Genomic DNA, 22,100 nt, shown 5'->3' with positions numbered 1-22,100 from the left:
GATAAGGAAGAGGTCACAGGTTCAAGTCCTGTTAGGCCCACCCCAGTTTGTGTGCGTCAAGCACTATTGGACGAGTCCAACCACTACCAAGGGAGACTCTCATGAAGAAGCTGCTTCTCATCGCACTGGCCGCCGCCGGCGCCGTGTTCGCGAAGAAGAAGTTGGACGAGTCCAAGCAGGAGCAGGCCCTCTGGGCCGCCGCGACTGACAACGTGAACAAGTCCAACTGAATCACCCTCGACCACCTCGGTGGTCGATCCGGGGCCTTGGCGCAATTGGTAGCGCATCTGCTTTGCAAGCAGAGGGTTAGGGGTTCGAGTCCCCTAGGCTCCACTGAAAGACCTGGAGGCTCCACTCCGGGTTTTTCTTCATTTGGGGGTGGGCCCGCGGATCTTAAAGACCCCGAGCGCTGAGATCCTTACTAGCCTCCCCTGAGGCGAGATGCCCAAGCTCTGACTCGTGGAGCACACGCACGGCACGTGAAGAGCGCCGTTCCCCAAGAGCACGTCACGGAGCTCTCTCTGGTGGATCAGCTCGCTGAGCGCCTTCGAGTGCACATTGAAGCGACGAGCGATTCGATCAGCGCACATTGCGGGGTCAACACGTCCTCTTCACCAAAGCCTAGGTCCTCCTTAAGAAGTAGGGCGAAGTGCCGCTGTATCGCCTGACTCTGGGCACCGTGCACATATAAGGCGGCTTGGTAACGCGCGCTCGAGCCGATTTCTTTCTGAGGCTAGGTATGGGTCGTGGAGTCATCGCCGAAGTGGAACGCGGGGGAACCCCGACCAACAACCAAGACCTGAAGGATCTCTGGAAGGCGCATATCGCGGCCGACGTCCAGCACCTCTTCCTGATCGTCCCGCACAGCAATTGGCGGGCAGACGGAACAGCGAGGGAGAAGCCCTTCAAGTTAGTGGCGCGTCGATTGAGTGCCTTCTCTGGCGACGAGCGGCGTGAGATCGACCTCCTCAGCGCACATGTCTTCGCCTATTGGAACCTTATTTCCACCGCCGCGTTTTCACAGGCAATCGGGCACCGGCCTACTCCGCCTGGTCGGACCGATCCAGGCGGTTGGCACACCGAAGCGGCCCGGCAGGAACAAGGGGACCCGCCGACCCGCAGTCCGGACTAGCTCAACGGGCAGCCCAGGTTGTTGTCGGCGTCGAGCCGGGCGGCCAATGCCAGCATGGCGTCGCGGTCGGCGTTGCCGAGCGCTGCGTTGACGGTGGCGACCAGCGGCGGTCGGGCGTCGAGGCCGTTGCTGTCCCACGTGTAGTAGACGTCCAGCTGGTCGTCGTATCCGGCGTTCCGCCGTGCTGGCGGTTGTCGCCATGGTCATCAGTAGCCAGGCGCTCGGATCCGTCCGCCCATCCACGCTCTCAAGCCTGGCATTCGGACGGGCATGCGGGTCGGTTTCTAATGTTTCCGTCCGTCCTCGCCGGTATCCTGACCGAGTTCCGACATGAGGAGAAGCTGCGTGGATCTGACGACTCGTGAGAAGACCGCGCTCGGTCAGATTGAGATGCTGATCAGGCAGGGCAAGTCCGAGGCCGAGGCAGCGGAGACGCTGAAGGTGTTGCTGGTGGGCGAGGCAGAGCTCGTCGACAATGTCGTGCAGTTCCGCCACGAGGTCGCTGAACAGCGACGGACGATAGCGACGAGCCAGGCGCTGTTCGACCCCGAGGAGGAGGGTGAGCCCTGGTACGGGGGGCCCGGAGAGTACGACGTCTTCTGGCCGGACCTCCGCGCCGCGCTGGAGGCCGATCCGTCGTGGGTCGACGCCGTGCCGAGCCTGGACGAGGCCTCGACAGACATCGTTGGGCTCTTGGCTGATCCGCACAGCCCGTCGATCCGCACCCGTGGCCTCGTACTCGGTTTCGTCCAGTCCGGCAAGACCGCGAACTTCACCGCGACGATCGCCAAGGCGGCTGATGCCGGATACCGTCTCTTTATCGTGCTCTCCGGTGTGCACAACTCGCTGCGTCGACAGACCCAATTGCGGATTGATGAACAACTCGTCGACCGGCATCCCACACGATGGGTGCCACTCACCGACGAACAGCGGGACTTCGGCAAGCCCGTGAAGGCGCTGCCTCTTCTAGGAGCCCCGGATCTTCGTTGCATCGCTGTCGTTAAGAAGAACGTGTCCCGGATGACACACCTGAGGGACTGGCTCAGGGAGGCTCAGAAGCACGGCGGTCTGGAGAACTGCCCGATCCTGATCATCGATGACGAAGCGGACCAGGCCAGTCCCAATGCCGCACGGGATCCGGAACTGGACAGGACGAAGATCAGTGAGCGTTTGACCGAGCTGCTTGCACTCCCACGGGTGGCTTACGTCGGATACACGGCCACGCCGTTCGCAAACGTTCTCATCAATCCGGCAGACGCGACGGACATCTACCCACGGTCTTTCATCTACGCGCTGCCGAAGCCACCCACCTACTTCGGATCGCGGGAGCTTTTCGGCGCACCTGTCTCGGAGGACGAGTCCACGACATCCGACCAGCCGCACGACATGATCAGGATCGTCCCGGACGCTGAGGCTGACGACCACTCGACGAGGAGTTTGCTAGCTGACGGACCCGAGGTGACGGAGTCGCTCGCTGAGGCGATCCGATGGTTCGTTCTGGCAACGACGGCGCGGCGCCTGAGATCCGGGGTCGCCAAACACTCGAGCATGTTGGTCCACACCACGATGCGCGTTGATCCGCAGCTCGCCTACGTCGATCCAATCCGGTCATTCGTCAGGAAGCTCGGAGTCGAGGTCCTCGCGGGTGAGCTCGACTCGCTTCGAAGCCTGTGGGACCGAGAGATCGTCGCGGAGCCGGCTTCGCGCCACGGGCTGCGGACGGTGGCCTTCGACGAGCTTGTTCCCGCGTTACTCACCACGATCGAGGAGCTCAAGGTCCTGGCCGACAACGGGTTGTCGACCCATCGCCTCGTCTACGACCATGAGCCGGCCACTGTGATCGCAGTCGGTGGCAACACGCTTTCCCGCGGACTGACGCTCGAAGGTCTCGTCTCCTCCTTCTTCCTCCGCAGTTCCAACACGTACGACACCCTGCTTCAGATGGGCCGATGGTTCGGGTATCGCTCGGGTTACGGCGATCTGCCACGCATCTGGACGACACAGCAGCTGGCTGATGACTTCGAATTCCTCTCGGACATCGAGGATGCCCTCCGGATCGAGATCACCAGATACCGGACGATGGACAACGCGACCCCGGCGAATCTCCCTGTCCGGATCGGGCTCCATCCGCGCATGCAGGCGACTGCCCGGGTCAAGATGCATTTCGCGATCCGCGGAGAGGCGTCGTACAGCGCCCAGCGACCACAGACGACCTACTTCGCACACCGCGACAAGGGAACGATCGCCGCGAATCTGGACGCTGGTCGCACGCTCCTGAAGGACGCCAAGGCCGACGGAGCTGTCGAGGACGTCCAGGACAGCAGAGTAATTCTCCGCGGTGTGCCGGTGGATCTGATCCGCAAGTTCATTCGTGACTATGCGTTCCACACGGACAGCGAGATGACGTCGGATCTGCTGCTCAAGTACATCGACGGTCAGGTCAAGTGCGGATCTCTCCAGATCTGGAACATCGCTGTGATTGGGATCCGGAAGCCGAAGAACGCGATCGCGCTCGGTCTCGACGCACCGAGCGCGCTGATCACCCGATCGAAGTTGGCTAGGCCGAGCACTGAAACGCGCGCTGTCATCGGAACCCTCATGTCGAAGCCCGATCGGGTAGCGGATCTCCTTCCTGCTGCGTCGGTGACAGCCGCGGATACCGACGAGGAGCTGCAGGCCGTACGCGACACCGACGGCCGTGGACTTGTTGTGCTCTATCCGATCGATAGATCGTCCGAGCCGAAGGCGAGCACCAAGGGCCGCGTCGCTCTGGACGCTGTCGGTGACCTCCTCGGGGCGGCGTTCTGCTTCCCCACGGCCGCTCCCAACAGTGAGGCCGCAGACACTATCCAGGTCGACGTGAGCCAGATCCCGACGACGGACGATGAGAGCCTCCCCGCGTACCAGGACCTGGAGGGCTCACAGGACGAGGTGGACCTCGATCATGCCTAGTCAGGATCTCGAGGGTGTATGGACGGTCCTCGCGACAACACCTCCGGCGTCCGGCATCGAGGTCGCACCGACTGGCAATGCCGTCGCTGCCGGTGAGGTCCTTGTGGGAGTGGATCACCTCAGCCGACGTCATCTGCTCATCCCGCTGCTGCCCGGCGAGGCCGCCCGGACCGACACCAAAGGCCGCGGCGTTCACCTCGCCCGGCTGAGCCATGGCAGCACCGCCTACCTCACGGTCCTCTGCCTTCTCCCTGAGCTCCATCACGTCTTCACACAGTTCTGCCGTGAACTCATCGATACGGTCGCAGGAGCCTCGTCACCCGCGCGGGAGGCCGCTGTCGCCCTCGATCGGTGGCGTGCACTCTTCTCGGACGCCGATCGACGCGGCCTCGTGAGTGACGAGGTGCTAACGGGCCTGCTCGGAGAGCTCCTCATCGTCGAGCGCCTGCTCAGACTCGGCGCCCCCGGTGACCTCCGGTTCTGGTGCGGCCCCTTCCACGAGCTCCACGACATCCGAAGCGCGTCACACGCGATCGAAGTGAAGGCGACCTTAGTCCGTGAGGGACGCATAGTCTCGATCTCGAGCGTGGATCAGCTGCAAGAGCCCGCTGGCTCCGACCTTCTCCTCGTTCACACCCGGCTCGACACCGATCCTGCCGGATTCAACCTGTCCGACCTCGTCCATCGGAATCTCGAGGCTGGCGCCCACCGGCGCGAGATCGATCGCCGCCTTCACGAGCTCGGCATCGCGGCGGGAGACCTCACGCCCTATGCCGCACGCAGGTTCAGCGTGCCGGAAGTTCGGTTCTACGACGTCGTCGGATTCGCATTCCCTCGTCTGTTGAGGTCGTCCTTCGCAGAGGGTGATGTCCCGCCTGGGACGCTTCGGATCGGTTATGCGATCGATCTCACGAACGAACCGCCCCAACCACTCGATCAGGCCGAGATCGACCTCGCTCTGACAGCGCTCGCAACGGAGGCCGCCAGTGAAGTGGATCCCTGAGCCGAAGCCACCGACCGGCGGACTCGCCGCTGAGGGCTTCTACAAGTTGCTGGGTCGCCCTCGGCTCGACCCTCTTACGGTCCTTGTCCGGGAGACCGCACAGAACAGCTGGGATGCCCGGCTCCAGAACGACTTGCCCGTCGACTTCAGCATCCAGGGTTGGGTCCTTGACGACAGAGAACGGCGAGCCTTGCGCGACCGAGTGTTCGTCAATGCAAGCAGTGCCACGGGAACCTCTCTCGCGGCGGAGCTGTCCCAACCGGTACTGCTCGGCCTCTACATCACTGATCGCAACACCAAGGGCCTCGGCGGCCCACTCCAGGCCGACCAGGTCGACCCCCACGACACCTACGACTGGGTCGACTTCGTCCTCAATGTCGGTGAGGCGAACACCCAGGGTCACACGGGCGGTACCTACGGATTCGGCAAGACCATCTCCTACGTCGTCTCGGCAGCTAATGCCGTCGTGATCCACTCCCGGACTGTCTATCGCGGCCGTCTCCAGACCCGCCTCATCGCCTGCGCGATCGGTAAGAAGTTCGCTCGTGGCGGGAAGTTGTTCACTGGCCGCCACTGGTGGGGTGAGACCGGCGACGAGGCCCCCATCCCGGTTACCGGACAGCAAGCGGACCGCATCGCAAGCGCCATAGGCATGCCGGAGTTCCACGATGGCGAGACCGGCACCAACATCCTCATCGTGGCCCCAGACCTGGGCGGGCGCACCGCCGAGCAGGCGATGAAGTTCATCGCCGAGTCGGTGACCTGGCACCTCTGGCCGAAGCTGACCCCGCGTAAGGGTCGTTCCGTTCCGATGTCGATCCACGTCGGCTGGAACGGCGATCCCGTGCCCATTCCGCGTCCGGAGGATCGGCCACCTTTGCATGGTTTCGCGCAGGCGTTCCGGGCAGTGCTCGACGGCGAGATCGCCAAGGACGTGCCCGGCCTTAAGGTGGATCCGATCCACTGCCTCCGACCGAAGGCACGGGTCGGCACCCTGGCCACCGTCCCGCTGATCCATCGGGATCGCGTCCAGGTCGATGACGGGCACGATCCGGAGGATCCGGATTCGCCACGCGCGGCCGCAGCGATCACGGGGGCGTCCCACCATGTCGCGCTGTTGCGTACGCCGGAACTCGTTGTGGACTATCTCGAAGGACCACCCCCGCCCGAAGGGGGGACGGAGTGGGCAGGCGTCTTCCGCGCGGACGATGATCAGGACAAGCACTTCGCCCCGGCTGAGCCGCCGACGCACGACTCGTGGAACCCGGAGCTCCTTCCCAAGGGGCGGGGTCGGACGATCGTCAATGTCGGCCTGCGCGAGATCAAGTCCGCGCTCGAGAACCGGTGGGCGAGTCGCAAGAGATCGAGGCACGCTGACGTCGCTAGCACAGCGCTGATCGCGGATGAGTTGGCCTACCTAATCGGGTCGGTCGACGGCCGCGGGCGAGGCCGGCGTCGTAGGGAGGCCGGCGGTGGACAACCGGGCGCGACGAGGCCGAAGGTGGACTTCGTCTACTCCGGACCGATCGAGATGGCCGGCGAGTTGGCGACCTTGGCCCGGTTGCGCGTCACCCCAGCGCCGTCTTCTCAGACCACACGGCTACACGTTGCAGTTGCGGCTGCCTTGGATGGCAGCTCGGCAGATCCTGCACTCGACCCGTCTCTGGCCCTTGTCGCCGCGAACGTGGCGGGCGAACCCGTTGAGGTAGGAGGACGGAGCCATGCGCTGACGCTGAGCCACTCGAGCTCAGTCGAGGTTGAACTCCTGGTACGCCGGGGGCCCGAGACGACGGTTCTGTTTGATCTCGAAGCCGAGCCGGTTCGATGAAGCGGCCGATCGTTCCATTTCTGACGCCACCGGAGACGGCCGTCAGCCACGGTGGGTGGCTCCTGCAATCCGGCGAGGGAGATGTCCCGCTCCCCAACGAGGTGCCGCATTGGGATTACCAGACCACGCTGGAGCTGGCCGCACCCGTCTCCGTCGACCGCCGCGCAGTCACTCAGGCGTGCCACTTGGATCAAGAGAGCGGCCTTGCCGTTCTGGTGATGGCCAAGTCCAGCCACACCAATGCGGAGGTCCTCGCCTCGCGCTTGGAGCTACCGATGGCGGACACGTTCGATCTCGCCGTCGAGCTTCAGCTCGATGGTACGGAGCTCGGCGGGCGACTCACGCTCAGCACTCTGCTCGTTGTCACGGAACCTAAGCCACTCGATCGGCTCGCGCCGCAGCACCCCGGCAGCATCATCTGGCGCACCAGCCATTGGACCGACCTCGAAGGCGTAGGGACGCAGTTTCCGACCGACACGATCGATTTCGCGGCTGCGGGCATGAATCCCGATGCCGGCTGGCAGTTCAGGATCGATCTCGCCGACCCAGACGCGCGATTCATGTCAGCGGCAAGACTCACGTTGAACTCCGGACATCCGGCGATAGTCCGTCTGCTTGCCGGCGCCAAGGACCCTGGAACCGAGCAGCTACTTCGCACCCTCAACTGGGACATCACCCGGCAGATGGTCTTCGCCGGTCTGGACAGTGACGACGTGGTCGGGCTCGAGATCGACCATGACGCCACGAGCGTCGCGGGCGTTCTGCGCAACCTACTGGGTCGGATATGGCCGACGGTCAGTACGGCGACCCTTCGGGAGTGGAGGCGATCAGATCCGTCGCGGGTCGAGATCCACCTCCAGCACAACGCGAAGTTGGTGAACTGAGAATGGGATCGCTGCTGTACCCGCGCCTGTCGCGATCGGCTGCACAGAGCCTAATCCTTGAGAGGGCGGATGCATCGCTGAGCGATCTCGCGGCCGAGTCAATGCTCGTACATCCCGACGCTCAACCGTCAGCCACTGGTGGTCACCCGGTCGATTCTTATCGGCTGAGCGAGGTCCAAGCCGCGATCCGAGGGATCGCCGAGCAGGCTGGCTATCCGAAACCTCTTGGCACATCGACACAGAACTTCGACCGCCCGTGCGGGTCGATGCTCCTCCAGCTCATGGACATAGTTCCCGCTGATGCGGCTGAGGAAGGAGTGTGGTCATTCCTCACGCTCGTCGTTGTTCCCGAGGTCGGACCTTGGCGCTTCCCAGGTCGCTCCGAAGAACGATTGCTCGGCCGACCACGGAACGTCCTCCGGCGGACGTGGTGGCGTGCGTGGGCGTTGGGGCCGGACTTGGAGAACGCTCCCGATGGCTGCACCCCACTCGGCGAGGACGAGTCCGTCCAGATCATGGAGAGACCATCACTGGGAGGGAACCGCCGAACTGCACGAGCTCTACAGGCGGCACTGTGGCGTGCGGAGCAGTCTGGGTTGTCGGTGGCTCGCTCCGAAGTCATGCGTGAGCTGGCGCGGCGCCTGAGAGCCGTCAAGTCACACATCGCGCTGGACGCACTCGACGATGCGGCATTGTCGTATCTGCTCGACCGCCTCACTATTGAGGCGCTTAAGAGTATGAGTGAGTAGCCCGGCCCGGCGCCGCAGCACTGTCGGACGTCGACGGGTCTGCTGCACGGATAGGTGACATCTTGACCTGCCCCACCCGATGGGTTCCAGTCATGGTGGCTAAGTGACGGCCTTTCCGAGAGGCTGAACAGCATGCCGAGTGCGTACCCAGCTGAGTTCCGCGCCAGGGCAAACCTCAGAAGCAGATCGCTCATGATCTCGACATCCATCCGGTCACGTTGTCGAAGTGGATGCGGCAGGACCGTATCGACCGCGGTGAGCTCGATGGGGTCGCGACTGCCGAATCGGCGGAACTTCGCCAGGCACGGCGCCGGATCACCGAACTCGAGACCGAGCTCCACATCGTGCGCCAAGCGGCGAAGTTCCTCGGGGAGGACCGGCCCCGCCCAAAAGGCTCTACCCGGTGATTGATCACCTGGCCTCGACGGGAGTCGCGGTGGACCACAGTTGCCGCGTGTTGGGCGTGACCCGGCAGAACTACTACAAACACAAGCGGACCCCGACCACCCCGACCCGGCTTCGTCGGGAGTGGTTGACCGGGCTGATTCGCGAAGTCCATGTCGCGTCCCGGGGCACCTACGGGTACCGGCGGATCCACGCCGAGCTGACCCTGGCGATGGGCATCACGGTATGTGAACGCACCGTGTGGCTCCTGATGAGTCTGGCCGGGATCTACGGGCTGCCGGGGCCCGCCCGGGTCAAGCGGCTACGCGGGGTGGCCACGGCAGACGACCTGGTGAACCGGAAGTTCCATCGAGTCCGCCCCAATGAGTTGTGGGTCACCGACATCACCCAACATCGAACTCGTGAAGGGTGGCTCTACTGCGCGGCGGTCCTGGACGCCTACAGCCGCCGGATCGTGGGCTGGTCCATCGACTCCAAGCAAGACTCCACGCTGGTCGTGAACGCACTCGACATGGCTATCCGGAACCGTCGACCAGCACCCGGCGGGATCGTGCATGCCGACCACGGCACCCAGTTCACCTCGTGGGTCTTCGGAGAGAAGATCAAGTCCGCTGGCCTGCTGCCCTCGTTCGGCACCGTCGGAGACGGTCTGGACAACGCGATGATGGAGAGCTTCTGGTCATCGATGCAGATCGAACTGCTGAACCGGAAGAAGTGGAAGACACGGGTCGAACTGGCGAACGCGATCTTCGACTACATCGAGATCTTCCACAACCGACAACGCCGCCACTCAGCGCTGGGCTACCGCACCCCGATCGAGTTCGAGCTATCGTCAGAAACCGACACCAAAACCGCTGCCAGTTAGCCACCCATGCTGGAACCCAGGCGGTGGGGCAGGTCAGACTGTTACCCGTTCGTGCAGCAGACCCCTTCTCGCTACGGGAGGTCTGCGTCGAGCACGGCATTACGCAGAAATTCATCAAACCGCACTGCCCCTGGCAGAACGGCAAGGTCGAGCGCCTCAACCGGACCCTGGCCACCGAGTGGGCCTACCGCCAGGTCTTCACCAGCAACGCTGCCCGCGCGGCGTCCCTTGCGCCGTGGCTCGAGCACTACAACACTGAGCGCCGCCACAGCGCAATCGGAGGCCGACCGCCGATCAGTCGGGTGCTACCAACCTGATGGCTGGGTACATCTAGAGCCGGACGAGCATCGTGCCGCGAACCGGTAAGATCACGGGACTTATCTCGTCCGGTGTGTTCACACGAAGTGCGGGGGACCCGAGAATCGCGTTTCACGGGTCCACGCCCATGCCTCGGGCTCCGGCTAGAATTGAACGGATGAGCGTTATGAGGCAGGCCGGTAAGCAGCGGATCGATCGTGGCCAAGCTCTGCGGCTTCCGCCCCATCCGGATCACTGCGACCACATCGAAGGTGTTGTCGCCCTCGCGAGCAGACTGCGCGCGAGCGATCCGAAGCCATTGATCGCCGCGGACCTGTTCTCCGGTGCCGGTGGCATGAGCCTCGGCCTTGAGGAGGCGGGCATGCGCGTCGTGTTCGGTGCGGACTTCGACGCCGACGCTCTGGAGACGCACGCACACCACTTCGCCGGGATGTCAGTCGGATGGGACTTGGGTGACCCTGACCGTGTCGCCGAGGTCGGACGAATCCTGCGTGCGGCGAACATCGATGTGTTGGCCGGGGGGCCACCGTGTCAGCCGTTCTCGAAGGCTGGGCGCTCGGGTATGCGCTACTTGGTCCAGCATGGTCTCCGGGAGCCCCACGACAAACGGCGGGATCTTTGGGAGTCGTACCTTGAGATCGTGCGTTTGGCGAAGCCGCGCGCGGTGATCATGGAGAACGTCCCTGACATGGCGCTCGATCGCGAGATGTTCATCCTCCGAACGATCGTGCGGCGCCTCGAGGACTGGGGTTACTCCGTACAAGAGCGTGTCGTTGACACTTACCGTTACGGGGTACCCCAGTTCCGACAGCGCCTGATCTTGGTCGCGTTCGCTGAGGGTCTTGACTTCGAGTGGCCGGAGGAGTCGAGCAAGAAGGTCACGCTCGGTAACGCGATCCGGGATCTGCCGCCTGTCGGGGCGAAGGAGGGATGGCTGTCCGATGAGACCCGTCAGATCTGGCGCAAGTACGGGGGCCCGAAGACCGAGTTCCAGCGCGAGATGAGGTCAGGGGTGCCGGCCGGCCAAGCCGACCGGATCTATGACCATGTGACCCGACGCGTCCGCGATGACGATGCCGCGGCGTTCGAGTATCTAGACACGAAGACGAAGTACTCCGAGTTACCAGACGAGCTCAAGCGCTACCGCGATGACATCTTCGACGATAAATACAAGAGACTGGATGCTGACAGTCTGTCCCGCACGATCACCGCGCACATCGCCAAAGACGGTTACTGGTACATCCACCCCGAGCAGAACCGCACGCTGACGATCCGGGAGGCTGCACGCATCCAGACGTTCCCGGACCGGTTCCGATTCGCCGGGCCGCCGACCGCGGCCTTCAAGCAGATCGGAAACGCAGTCCCCCCGCGTCTCGCGTGTGCGATCGGTGAGGCGGTCTCCCAAGTGCTTGACCATGGCGCCGCCGGATTCGCCGTCCAGACCTCCGCCACTCGCTCGGCACTGGCAGCGTGGGGGAGAACCTCCCCCACGGTGAGCCCTTGGCTGCGCTCAGGATCCCGCTGGCTCGTTGTGCTTGGCGACGCGTTGCTAGGCGACGAATCCCCGACCGCGGTGGAGGCCCTGTGGCCGATCGTCGGCTCATGGGTCTCCCCTGAATCCTTTGTCGCTGACGCAGCACGGGCACACGAGGTCGGGACCTGGTTGCAGAAGGATGCCGTTGTCGGTGCCTTGATAGAGGCCGCGGCTGCAGTCAGCGCAGACGACGCGTCGCTCGATGACGAACACCTCGAACTGTTGCTCAGTCGCAAGATGCTGCGGCGATCGGCAGCAGAACTTGCGATGATCGCTGACCCGGAAGGCGAAGAGCCAGTGATCGCGAACACCGCAGCCCTGCGCGTCGCGGGTCGCTTCTTCCAGGGCACCGAGCGCTGGCTCAAGAACCGGAACTCCGATGGCCGGATCGCAGTCGCACGCCTGATCGGTTTCGATGAGGAGAGTCGACAAGCACAGATCGCATTGGTGGAGCTCGGGGCTCGCGTATGCACTCCTAAGGCACCGACCTGTGACGTATGTCCGTTGTCTCAGTGGTGCAAGTACGCCCAACGCTGACAAGGCGAGCGAGGTCAGAGATTGAGCTGTTTGGCCAGCTCGGGATGCCTTGCTCTAAGCGTGTCCAAGGCAGAGCGGAACTCGGCCAAGGAGTTGTCCTCGAGCAGCGCTGCCTTCAACGCAATGCCGACGTCGCGGAGCGCTGTCTCGGATGCTCTGGTCCCCTTCGATGCTGTTTCGGTGCGACCCCTACCATTGGCAGAACGCCGGTAGGCGTCATCGGCCAGGACGCAGAGCTCTTGGACAGGACGTTCGAGCATCTGGCGGACCGCAGGCGGAAGCTCGACGCTCATCTTGGCGACATTGATCTGGAACGCCTCGTCGAGGTCGGTGTCGAAGTCGATTGACGCGCGCGCGAGCTTCATGTGCTCATCGATGCCTCGCAGCCCCGACCAGCCCCCGTGCTGGACAAGTCGGTTCGCTCGGTAGATGTACAGACCTTGCTGACGGTTCCATTTGAGCGGTCCGGAGAGCCGCTCGAACTCATCCAGTGACGAGAAGCGATCACGAGCAGGTAGAACGAAGCCCTGGAACCGCACCTCCGACGATCCGCTGCTCGTCTCGACCTCGAACACCTGCTGCGGAAGAACGGACCGCTCGGGCTCATCCGGGGCGAACGGCTCCCAAGCCCGCAGCTTCTGCTCGTCGACGCAGATCACGACCTCGCCACGGCCGGTTACATCACCGGCAATGAAACGGTGGAACACCATAGCGAGGTGCTCAGAGGTCTTGGCCGCGAGCGAGCGTAGGCGCCTGCGGCCCCAGCCGTTCTCGGCGTAGCGCTCTGGGAGCACGCGATCCAAGTCCTCCCAAACGACCACGGTGCCGGGCGATTCCTGCAGCAGTGAGCGAGCGCGCTCGATAGCCGGTGAGGTCTCGTTGGCGGTAATGTCCCAACGGTCTGTTCGTGCGATCCGATTCAGGTCAAGTGTCATGACGCGGATCGCCCGCTGCTTCTGTGACGTCCTGGTGAGGACGGTCAGCTTGCGGCACTGGGAGAAGGATCCCGTTTTCAGACCGAGCCCGAAGCGACCGAGTTCGTTCGTCTCGTAGTCGCGCCGCGTGCCGAAGCGGAGGGCCTCGACGAGACCCGACTCCGTCATGCCGGCGCCGTCATCGCTGATCAACACGTAGGAGCCGTTCGGCTCGAACTGCGTGAAGACGTTGATCCGGGAGGCGCCCGCGGTGATGGAGTTGTCGACCAAGTCCGCGACCGCCGTAGGGAAGTCGTACCCGATGTCGCGCAGGGAACCTGTGAGTCGCGCAGCAGAAGGTGCGACCTCGTACGTCTTGGTTCCTGTCATTGGGTGGAGCCTCCTACAGTCAAAGCATGCCAGGCGAAGCGGCTTCTCACCGGCGATTGCTTGGGTGTGTCGCGCCCGCAGTGTCGCTGACGCCCCCGACAGAGCCGCCAGTCTCGCTGGCGACGCGACGCACGATGCAGGCGAACCGGGGTCGAGACACAGTGCCCGAGCTTGCACTGCGCTCGATGCTCCACCAAGCAGGGATGCGCTTCCGCGTCGACCTCCCGCTTCCGTTCGATCGCCGCCGGCGAGCCGACATTGTATTCACGCGCGTCGGACTTTACGTCTTCCTCGACGGCTGCTTCTGGCACGGGTGCCCAGAACACTTCGTAACCCCGAAGACACGGCGGGAGTTCTGGGTCGCGAAGATCGAGGGAAACCGCGCACGTGACCGCGACACGGACCGGTGTCTTCGTGAGGCTGGGCTGGCCGTCCTTCGAATCTGGGAGCACACGCTTCCTAGTGACGCTGCAAGGCTGGTCGCAGACCTCTACGCGGAGTTGAGCGGTGGAGGTGCAACGGGCAGTCACGGTCGCTGATGGGACTGGTTCCGGAGTCGATACGTGCGAGGTTCGGCTGACGGTCCTGTGAGAAGGTCGGTGCATGAGTGGCGGTCAGCAGGGGAAGGCTTGGCTCCTGATGACGGTCGGAGACGACCGGCAGCACGGCGGCAACAGCGGCTATGACGACGATCCAGACGTCTATTACACGTGGGACAGTACTGTCCCGAACCACGCCAGCGTCGCCCGAGGAGACGCGATCGCGCTCTGGGATAAGAAGCGCCTTCTGGGAATCTCCGTGGTGGAGGACATCGAGGAGACGATCAGAGAGAAGCTGCTGTTCAGGTGCCCTCATTGCCACAAGGCAGGAATCAAGGAGCGCAAGAGTAAGGCGCCACGATTCAAGTGCTATAAGTGTCGTCGAGAGTTCGAGTCGCCAATCATTCGACCTGTGACTGTCAAGGAGTACCGATCCCGGCACGATGCTGCTTGGACGCCATTCGAGGCTCTGATCACAGGTGCCGAGTTGCGTGAACTCTGCGAGTCGCCGAAGAGTCAGCTGAGCATGCGCTTACTCAGGTGGGATGCGTTCCAAGAATTGCTCAATGACAGGGGTGCCGGTCGAGCGTTGGAGCGTGTGGCCCACCGAGCGCCTGACTACTTCTTCCCTCAAGGACATCGGCTTGAGGTAGTTCGCGTACGGCGAGGGCAGCGACCGTTCAGGGACCACCTGCTGGAGCTCCAGGGGGAATTGTGTGCGTTGACGGGAGAAGCGCCGGCGCGGATTCTTGAAGCCGGACACCTTTACAGCTATGCGGAGCTTGGTGTCCATCACAAGCATGGAGGTCTCCTTCTCCGAAGGGACATTCACCGGCTTTTTGACGATGGTTGGTTGGCAATTGATCCCAGTCGCCACACCATCGACGTGGCGGAATCTCTGGGCCGCTTTCCGCAGTACGCGTGGCTGGCCGGGAAGAGAGTTCGTGTCAGATTGAACGACGATCAGGTGGAATGGATCGAGCGGCATTGGTCAGAGCATCGGATGCGTTGATCGTTCCTCTGAAGGTTGCCGCTTTGCTGGCCCATCTCAGCGAAGGCGGATTTAGTAAGGCCGTCCTTCAGCGAGATCCCCGGCACCGGGGAGCTAAGTCGGACTTGAAGGCGAATGCACGGTCTAACGAGAATCCCTACGGCCATCGCGATCCGCGGGGCCACCTCGCAGCTCGCATCGCCGTCAACGAGCAGCTCAGACAGCCGCCCAGGGGTCATTCCCATCGCGCGGCGAAGTCGCGAACGAGCACGCGCGTGCGACCACGCGGAGAGCCTGCGCGATGAACCCAGGATCGTCGCCGGCCTCCTCAAGCACCGCCTCAAGGTAGGCAATGATGCGGTGGGGCGACGTCAGGTAGTCGGCGGGGTCGTAGTCCGAGAAGGTGGGCATGCTGGCTCCGGTCGGTCGCGCGGTCGCCGACGGCATCTGTGCTGGTGCGCGGCGACGGGCGCACCAACCTTCCGACGCTAGGCGCCCGGATGCGGACGCACAACAGAGTTCCACGCACGCCGAAGCGGGCCGGCAGGAACAAGGGGACCCGCCGACCCGCGGCCTTGGGGCTAGTTCAACGGGCAGCCCAGGTTGTTGTCGGCGTCGAGCCGGGCGGCGAGGGCGAGCATCGTGTCGCGGTCGGCGCTGGCGAGGGCGGCGTTGACGGTGGCCACCAGCGGCGGGCGCCCGTCGAGGCCGTTGCTGTAGCGGCGCCGGGGGTAGCCCAGGCCCTCGTGCGCGGCGTTGAGGAACGCTGCGGTCGCGGCCCGCGCGAGGATCTTCTCGGCACCGAGAACCCCAGGTCCGCCGCCTCCGGCGAGCGCCTGCTCGAAGGTCAGCCCGACCAGATAGCCCGACGTGCCCTCACTGAACTTGCTGCTGAACAGGGTCGTGGCCTTGGCCTCTTCCCAGTTGTCGGTGTGGTTCTTCCAGTACCCGGGCGTACAGCCCTCGTGGCCGATCTCCACCGCCTGGGCCTGCGGCACGGTCGCCCCCAGCCCACCGACGGCGATCGCCGCCACCAATCCTGCAATGACTCTGCGCATCTCGTCCCCCACGATCTCCCGACGCCGCCCGATCGGCTGCGCTCCCTCACAGCCTCGCTGGCCAAGACCCGCGGAGGCATCGCCGAAAGTAGGGACGTCGGCCCTCCCCCAGGACCGACGCGAAAACCCCCAAGCGGGCCGGCAGGCGAATCGGGGCACCCACCGACCCGCGGGTAATCAGCATGGCGAGGTTCGTGGGGCCTCGCATCACCGAAAGTGAAGACTGCTTCCCCCGGTTTGGCCCAGATGTGCCCAGGGCAGACTGTGCGGGTGTTGGTGCGCAGTCGACGTCGCGGAGTCGCCCTGGTCGCAGGGGTGCTCAGCCTTGCGCTGCTCACCTCCTGCAGCAGCGACGACGCGCCCACCGCCAAGCCGACGTCGTCGACGGCGCAGAGCGCACCCGCCCTCACCGCCGTCCCGGACGACGTCGCCGTGGAGCCCGGTGCCCCCGTCACCGACCCGCGCCAAGCGCTCGCACTGATCCCGGCCGACGCCACCGCGCTCACCCTCACCGACTACCGCCGTCTGCGCGAACGGCTCGGCTACCCGCGCCTGACCAGCGAATCCCTGATGACCGACCGGATCGCCTTCTGGGAGCGGGTGCGCACCGAGACCTCCGTCCTCACCGAAGGTCTGCTCCGCGACCAGGCCTCCCGCCTCTGGCTCGGCTACGACCTCGGCCAGGACGACGTCACCTGGGAAGCCCGCTTCGACACACCCCGCGGCGCCGGCTACGTGCTGGCCTTCCGCCGCGGCCAGGACATGTCCGCCGTCCGCCGCGCCGTCGCCGACCGCGCAACCGGCTTGAGCGGCGCGACCGTGCTCGCGAAGGAACGCCTGCTCGTCCGCCGGATCGCGGACGACGGCGCCCCGGTCCTCGCCTCGGTGCCGGGCATCGTCGACCTCCTCGACGACGATGCCGAGTCCAGCTACCTGCGCACCACCTGCGTCCCGCTCGCCGAGGCCCTGGGCGACGATGCCACCGTCGAGGACCAGGACGCCCTGCTCGCCCAGGTGGACATCCGCTACCTGCGACCGCTGGCTGCCTGGGCGGTGAACTTCGACAGCCGGGTGCTGACCGCTCGCCTCTCCCCGGAGCGTGCGGACCAGCGTGAGCGCGCCGACCTGCACCAGCGGGCCGACTTGGTGGACGTCTGGCCGGTGGTCGGCGCGATCGGTTGGGGCGACGGCTTCGAGGGGATGACCGTCGCGGACCCGATCACCGGGCGGATCGGCGCCCAGGTCCGCAACCCGGTCGCCGCGGCCAACCTCGTCCTCTCCGGCCGGATCCCGTTCGCGGTCTGCAACGAGGTGACCCCGATGGCGGAGCCGACCGGCCTTTAGGGCCTCAGCGCAGCCGCTCGAACTCCACCTGGTCATGCGCCGAGAAGACCGTCACCTCCGGGTGCCCGGCCGCCAGCACCCGCAGCCGCTCCTGGTTGGCCTTGCGGGCCTTGTTGTCGGTGGCCATCATCGCCTGGAACGCCGACAGGCCGGGGGCGGTGCGCGGCGGCGTCTCGACCTCGCCGTTGAAGAAGTAGGAGTCGCCGGCATGCAACAGCCACCGGTCGCCGTCACGGACCGCGACCCCGCTGTGTCCACGTGAGTGCCCACGCAACGGGATCAGCACCACGTCGTCACCGAGCACCTTCACACCGCTGAACCCGAACCAGTCGTCGCCGCCGCTCTGGTGCGCCACGAAGTCGGGCCGATGCGACCACTGCACCTTGCGGTACCGCGAGCGCTCGCTGAGTCGCGGGTTGCGGGCCGCGTCGAGCTCGGCGACGTCGACGTGCACCCGCGCCTGCGGGAAGTCGCCGAGGCCGCCGGCGTGGTCGAGGTCCATGTGCGTGAGCGCGATGTCGCGCACGTCGCTGGGGGAGTAGCCGAGCGCGGTCACCTGCTCGACCGCGCACTGCGCGGTGTCGAAGGCCGGGCGCATCATGGCGACGAACGGGCGACCGAGCCGCTCCGGCTGGGCAAGATCCGCCGTCCCGAAGCCGGTGTCCACCAGGAGCAGACCCTCAGCCCGCTCGACCAGCAGCACGTGGCAGATCATCTCCGGCGGAGCCAGCCGTCCGTTGAAGCCGCCGACCGGTCGCAGGGTGCCGCAATCGAGGTGATGCACGCTCATTCCACCGACGGTAGTGGAGCGGCCCCGCCCGCGTCCGGCGAAGTTGCGAGGTGTCCGTAGTCTTGACTGGTGCCGCCCCGCAACAACCTGCTCGCCCCGCGTTACTGGGGAGCCCACCTGTTGGCGCTGGTGCTGACCCTCGTCGCCTGTGGATTCGGCGTCTGGCAGTACCAGGCGTGGTCGGAGCGGCGGGCCTCCGAGGCCGCCGACCTCACCCGCCTCGAGCCGAAGCCGCTGGAGTCCGTGATGGGCCCCGACGACCGGTTCCCCGGCAAGTACGTCGGCCACCCCGTCGTCGTCGACGGCACCTGGATCCCGGAGAGCACGCTGTACATCAGCGGCCGCAAGCTGGACGGCGTCGAGGGCTACTGGGTGACGACGCCGCTGCGGGTCAGTGACGACTCGGCGCTGATGGTGGTCCGTGGCTGGACTCCCGACGCCGCCTCCGCGCCCGCGCCGCCCGAGGGCACCGCGGAGATGGTGGTCTGGCTGCAGCCCAGCGAGGGCACCGGTGACGTCGACGACGACGTCACCGACGACGTGCTGCCGCAGCTGCGGATCGCCGACGCGCTGCGCCATGTCGACGCCGACCTGTACAGCGCCTACGGCGTCGTGGCGGACAAGGCCGCGGACGGAGACTGGCCGGTCGGCGACGCCGCCGTCAACGCCGGCACCGACGGTCTGAAGCAGGCCACCTTGGAGCAGCTGCCCAAGACCGCCGGAACCACGGCCCTGAAGAACCTGCTGTACGCGATCGAGTGGTTCATCTTCGGTGGCTTCGTGGTCTTCGTCTGGTGGCGCTGGGTGCGCGACCAGCTCGAGGACGACGACGACGAAGAGGACGACCCGTTGAGTGGTGCCGCTCTGCACCCCTCAACGCCGAGCGGTGCAGAGGCGCACCACTCAACGGGGGTGGACGGCGAGCCCGACGGCGGCGCGGTTTCCGACGGCTCGGTACCCTCGCAGCCGTGAAGAACTCTGCGCTGACCCGCTACCGGGTCATGGCATCCATCGTCGGTGTCCTGCTGATCGTGCTGATCCTGATCGGCGTGCCGCTCGCGAACTTCGACGGCTCCGGCATGTGGGGGATCTTCCCCAGCACGCCGAACATCTGGGCCGAGGGCTCCTCGGCACACGACCTGGGCGAGGCGATCACCGAGTACCTCGGCGTCGCGCACGGCTGGCTCTACATGATCTTCCTGGTGACCGCGTTCATGCTGGCGCGTCGCGAGAAGTGGGAGATGGGCTTCACCGTCGTCACCCTGCTCTGCGGCACCATCCCGGTACTCAGCTTCTGGGCCGAGCACCGCGCCACCAAGCGGGTCCGGGCCGCGCACGCCGCGACGGGCGCAGCGCAGCCCGGAGGCACCGCTCAGGCCTGAGTCAGGGCCGCTGGTCGGGCTCGGCGGGGCTGACTTCGTTCTCGCCCGCCTCGGGCGTGCCGGCGTCGGGCTCCGCGATCTCGACGACCTCGATCGGGTCGTCGGGCGTGGTGTCCACGTGCGGCTCCGTGACGTTGTCGGCCAGCGCCTCGTCGGGCGTCGCCGCCGCCTCGTCGTCGGCCACCGCGACCGGTGGGGCCGGCGCCGGCTTCGGCGGGGCGTAGGACGACTGCCAGTTCTCGCCGCCGCTCTTGGCGGCCCGCATCTTCTTGAACACCGCCCCACCCAGGACGGCGACAGCGCCGGTCGCGAGCACCCACTTGAGGCGCCCACCGGACTTCTTCGGCTCCGGTTCGGCCGCAACCTCGCTCAGCTTGGTGACCGCTGCCTCCCGGCTCTCGTTGAGCAGCTCGACGCCGTCCGCGAGCTTCTCGCGCGCCGACTCCATGGCCGACTCGACGACCGGCGTCGCATGCTCGACGCCTTCGGCGAGCTTCTTGCGGGCGGTCTCCATCGCCGACTCGACCACGGGTGTGGCGTGCTCGACGCCCTCGGCGAGCTTCTTGCGGGCGGTCTCCACGGCCGACTCGACGACCGGCGTTGCCTGCTCGACGCCCTCGGCCAGCTTCTTGCGCGCCGTCTCCACCGCTGACTCCAGCACCGGCGTCACCTGGTCCACGACCTCGGTGGCGGAGTCGATCAGGCCCTTGTTGCGCTTGGACATATCTGTTGCCTCCCGGATTGGCTGCTTGCTCCCGATCCAACACCATCGACCCTGACGAGCCAACCGATTCGGGCCGGGCCGGTACGGGATGGCCTGCCGATGGTGGCAGCGGTGCAGGTGGGGTACCCACTTCAGCCGGTGCCGATGCGCCACACGCGCAAGTTCGGGCGCGGTGCGGGGATGGGTTGCCATTGCTGGGAGGATCTGGGGGAGACGCGACATGCGTACTTCATCGAGAGACGAAAGAGCTTCCTCATGTCTGAACTGAAGGCCGTCCTGAAGACCAACCGGGGCGACATCACCATCAACCTCTTCCCGAACCACGCGCCGGCGACCGTCGAGAACTTCGTCGGCCTGGCCGAGGGCACCAAGGAGTACGACAGCGGCAACGGTCGCAGCGGCCCGTTCTACGACGGCCTGACCTTCCACCGCGTGATCGACAACTTCATGATCCAGGGCGGCTGCCCGCTCGGCACCGGCACCGGCGGCCCGGGCTACACCTTCAAGGACGAGTTCCACCCCGAGCTCGCCTTCACCAAGCCCTACCTGCTCGCGATGGCCAACGCCGGCCCGGGCACCAACGGCTCGCAGTTCTTCATCACCACCACCGAGACCGCGTGGCTGACCAACAAGCACACCATCTTCGGTGAGGTCGCCGACCAGGCCGGCCGCGACGTCGTCGACGCCATCGGCACCACCGCCACCGGTGCCATGGACCGTCCGGTCGAGCCAGTCGTCATCGAGTCCGTCGAGATCGTTCGGGCCTGACTCAGTGTCCGAGGCTGCTCCCGCGCCCGAGTGCTACCGGCACCCGGGCCGGGAGACCTGGATCCGGTGCCAGCGGTGTGAACGACCGATCTGCCCGGACTGCATGAACGACGCCGCAGTCGGCTTCCAGTGCTCGGACTGCGTGCGGCAGGGCGCCAAGGAGACCCGCAGCGGTCGCGCGGCGTACGGCGGGCAGCGCTCCGCGGACCCGCGGCTGACCACCTACGTGCTGATCGGCCTCAACGCGCTGGTCTGGCTCCTGGTGGCCGCGACCGGCGGTGGTCGCAGCGAGTGGATCAACCGGCTGGCACTGCTGCCGACTGGCCGCTGCGTGCCGACCGACCAGCCGGGCAGCTACTTCCCCGCTGCGACCCAGGCGGACTGCGTCGCGGGGAACGAGCGCCTGTTCGGCGGCCTGGACATCACCTGGATCCCCGGCGTCGCCGAGGGGGCCTGGTGGCAGCTGTTCACCAGCATGTTCGCCCACGTCGAGCCGTGGCACCTGGCCATGAACATGCTCGCGCTGTGGTTCCTCGGCCCGCAGCTGGAGGCCGCGCTCGGACGCGTGCGCTTCCTGGCCGTCTTCCTCGGCTCGGGGCTGGCCGGCTCGGTGCTGGTCTATTGGCTCTCGGACGCCGGCTCCAGCACGCTGGGTGCCTCGGGCTGCGTCTTCGGCCTGCTCGCCGCCTACCTGGTGGTCGGGCGCAAGGTCGGGGCCGACCTGACGCCGATCCTCGGCTGGGTGGGCATCAATGTCGCGATCACCGTCTTCGGTCGCGACTACATCTCGTGGCAGGGGCACCTCGGTGGCTTCATCGGCGGCGCGATCGTGACGGCGATGATCGTCTACGCGCCGCGTGAGCGACGCACCTTGTGGCAGGTCGTCGGCTTGGTGGCGTTCGTCGTCGCCTGTGCCGTGGCGATCATGCTGCGCACCGCCGGACTCTCCTGACGCCGTCGACGTGAGCGCCCCGTGACCTCAGGGTCACGGGG

20 protein-coding genes, 1 tRNA gene and 2 pseudogenes are annotated in these 22,100 nt (G+C 65.7%); 18 read left to right on the top strand and 5 right to left on the bottom strand.

What is annotated here, in order from left to right:
• Positions 1 to 101: 101 nt before the first annotated feature.
• The 11 genes and pseudogenes from ABD151_RS21875 (at position 102) to ABD151_RS21825 (ending at position 12,207) form a co-directional block, all read left to right on the top strand.
• Positions 102 to 230, top strand: coding sequence for a DLW-39 family protein (locus tag ABD151_RS21875; RefSeq protein ID WP_343996995.1), 129 nt, complete (start codon positions 102 to 104; stop codon positions 228 to 230).
• Between the two features lie 30 nt (positions 231 to 260).
• Positions 261 to 333 (top strand) — tRNA-Ala (locus tag ABD151_RS21870).
• 406 nt (positions 334 to 739) lie between these two features.
• The gene (locus ABD151_RS21865) at positions 740 to 1,132 is read left to right on the top strand and encodes a hypothetical protein (protein WP_343996994.1); all 393 of its coding nucleotides are present in this window, start codon (positions 740 to 742) and stop codon (positions 1,130 to 1,132) included.
• Positions 1,133 to 1,477: 345 nt separating this feature from the next.
• Entirely contained in the window at positions 1,478 to 4,084 is a 2,607-nt protein-coding gene (locus ABD151_RS21860) for a Z1 domain-containing protein (protein ID WP_343996993.1), read from the top strand.
• Positions 4,077 to 5,087: a PD-(D/E)XK motif protein gene (locus ABD151_RS21855; protein ID WP_343996992.1), complete on the top strand. Its 1,011-nt coding sequence runs from the start codon at positions 4,077 to 4,079 to the stop codon at positions 5,085 to 5,087. Before ABD151_RS21860 ends, ABD151_RS21855 begins: the two co-directional genes overlap by 8 nt.
• On the top strand, positions 5,071 to 6,915 hold the full coding sequence (locus ABD151_RS21850; protein WP_343996991.1) for a hypothetical protein: 1,845 nt from the start codon (positions 5,071 to 5,073) through the stop codon (positions 6,913 to 6,915). The genes ABD151_RS21855 and ABD151_RS21850 overlap by 17 nt, the downstream gene beginning before the upstream one ends.
• Entirely contained in the window at positions 6,912 to 7,799 is an 888-nt protein-coding gene (locus ABD151_RS21845; protein WP_343996990.1) for a hypothetical protein, read from the top strand. The genes ABD151_RS21850 and ABD151_RS21845 overlap by 4 nt, the downstream gene beginning before the upstream one ends.
• A gap of 2 nt (positions 7,800 to 7,801) precedes the next feature.
• Positions 7,802 to 8,548, top strand: coding sequence for a DUF6339 family protein (locus tag ABD151_RS21840; protein ID WP_343996989.1), 747 nt, complete (start codon positions 7,802 to 7,804; stop codon positions 8,546 to 8,548).
• A gap of 132 nt (positions 8,549 to 8,680) precedes the next feature.
• A pseudogene (locus ABD151_RS21835) lies at positions 8,681 to 9,818 on the top strand (IS3 family transposase).
• A gap of 65 nt (positions 9,819 to 9,883) precedes the next feature.
• A pseudogene (locus ABD151_RS21830) lies at positions 9,884 to 10,135 on the top strand (integrase core domain-containing protein); the annotation flags it as partial.
• 158 nt (positions 10,136 to 10,293) lie between these two features.
• Positions 10,294 to 12,207 carry a DNA cytosine methyltransferase gene (locus ABD151_RS21825; RefSeq protein WP_343996988.1) on the top strand — a complete coding sequence of 638 codons (1,914 nt, stop codon included), beginning with the start codon at positions 10,294 to 10,296 and terminating at the stop codon, positions 12,205 to 12,207.
• A gap of 14 nt (positions 12,208 to 12,221) precedes the next feature.
• Here the strand turns inward: ABD151_RS21825 and ABD151_RS21820 are convergent, their stop codons facing one another.
• A complete protein-coding gene (locus ABD151_RS21820; protein WP_343996987.1) occupies positions 12,222 to 13,511 on the bottom strand; it encodes an ATP-binding protein in 1,290 nt (429 codons plus the stop codon).
• Positions 13,512 to 13,537: 26 nt separating this feature from the next.
• On the opposite strand from ABD151_RS21820, the gene ABD151_RS21815 reads away from it, so the two are divergent.
• Positions 13,538 to 14,050 (top strand): very short patch repair endonuclease, encoded by a 513-nt coding sequence (locus tag ABD151_RS21815; RefSeq protein ID WP_343996986.1) that lies wholly within the window; start codon positions 13,538 to 13,540, stop codon positions 14,048 to 14,050.
• A 64-nt stretch (positions 14,051 to 14,114) separates the two neighbouring features.
• A complete protein-coding gene (locus ABD151_RS21810; protein ID WP_343996985.1) occupies positions 14,115 to 15,062 on the top strand; it encodes an HNH endonuclease in 948 nt (315 codons plus the stop codon).
• 195 nt (positions 15,063 to 15,257) lie between these two features.
• Here ABD151_RS21810 and ABD151_RS21805 read toward each other — a convergent pair whose 3' ends face one another.
• Both ABD151_RS21805 and ABD151_RS21800 read right to left on the bottom strand, forming a co-directional pair.
• A complete protein-coding gene (locus ABD151_RS21805; protein WP_343996984.1) occupies positions 15,258 to 15,452 on the bottom strand; it encodes a helix-turn-helix domain-containing transcriptional regulator in 195 nt (64 codons plus the stop codon).
• Between the two features lie 170 nt (positions 15,453 to 15,622).
• Complete coding sequence (locus ABD151_RS21800; protein ID WP_343996983.1) at positions 15,623 to 16,099, bottom strand: hypothetical protein; 477 nt, start codon at positions 16,097 to 16,099, stop codon at positions 15,623 to 15,625.
• 270 nt (positions 16,100 to 16,369) lie between these two features.
• Between ABD151_RS21800 and ABD151_RS21795 the strand changes: the two genes are divergently transcribed.
• On the top strand, positions 16,370 to 17,443 hold the full coding sequence (locus tag ABD151_RS21795; protein WP_343996982.1) for a hypothetical protein: 1,074 nt from the start codon (positions 16,370 to 16,372) through the stop codon (positions 17,441 to 17,443).
• A 4-nt stretch (positions 17,444 to 17,447) separates the two neighbouring features.
• Here ABD151_RS21795 and ABD151_RS21790 read toward each other — a convergent pair whose 3' ends face one another.
• Entirely contained in the window at positions 17,448 to 18,233 is a 786-nt protein-coding gene (locus ABD151_RS21790) for an MBL fold metallo-hydrolase (protein WP_343996981.1), read from the bottom strand.
• Between the two features lie 69 nt (positions 18,234 to 18,302).
• On the opposite strand from ABD151_RS21790, the gene ABD151_RS21785 reads away from it, so the two are divergent.
• Together ABD151_RS21785 and ABD151_RS21780 are read left to right on the top strand one after the other, a co-directional pair.
• Positions 18,303 to 19,205 (top strand): SURF1 family protein, encoded by a 903-nt coding sequence (locus ABD151_RS21785; RefSeq protein WP_343996980.1) that lies wholly within the window; start codon positions 18,303 to 18,305, stop codon positions 19,203 to 19,205.
• Positions 19,202 to 19,615 carry a DUF3817 domain-containing protein gene (locus ABD151_RS21780; RefSeq protein WP_343996979.1) on the top strand — a complete coding sequence of 138 codons (414 nt, stop codon included), beginning with the start codon at positions 19,202 to 19,204 and terminating at the stop codon, positions 19,613 to 19,615. The genes ABD151_RS21785 and ABD151_RS21780 overlap by 4 nt, the downstream gene beginning before the upstream one ends.
• 1 nt (position 19,616) lies before the next feature.
• Here the strand turns inward: ABD151_RS21780 and ABD151_RS21775 are convergent, their stop codons facing one another.
• A complete protein-coding gene (locus tag ABD151_RS21775) occupies positions 19,617 to 20,339 on the bottom strand; it encodes a hypothetical protein (RefSeq protein WP_343996978.1) in 723 nt (240 codons plus the stop codon).
• A 255-nt stretch (positions 20,340 to 20,594) separates the two neighbouring features.
• Here ABD151_RS21775 and ABD151_RS21770 point away from each other — a divergent pair, with 255 nt between their 5' ends.
• Together ABD151_RS21770 and ABD151_RS21765 are read left to right on the top strand one after the other, a co-directional pair.
• Positions 20,595 to 21,107 (top strand): peptidylprolyl isomerase, encoded by a 513-nt coding sequence (locus ABD151_RS21770; RefSeq protein WP_343996977.1) that lies wholly within the window; start codon positions 20,595 to 20,597, stop codon positions 21,105 to 21,107.
• Positions 21,108 to 21,210: 103 nt separating this feature from the next.
• Positions 21,211 to 22,059, top strand: a complete 849-nt coding sequence (locus ABD151_RS21765; protein WP_343996976.1) for a rhomboid family intramembrane serine protease — start codon at positions 21,211 to 21,213, stop codon at positions 22,057 to 22,059.
• Positions 22,060 to 22,100: the final 41 nt, after the last annotated feature.

Origin of the sequence: Nocardioides dubius (genome assembly GCF_039528155.1) — a bacterium.
Lineage (GTDB): Bacteria > Actinomycetota > Actinomycetes > Propionibacteriales > Nocardioidaceae > Nocardioides > Nocardioides dubius.
This window is presented reverse-complemented; position numbering and strand designations above follow the sequence as displayed.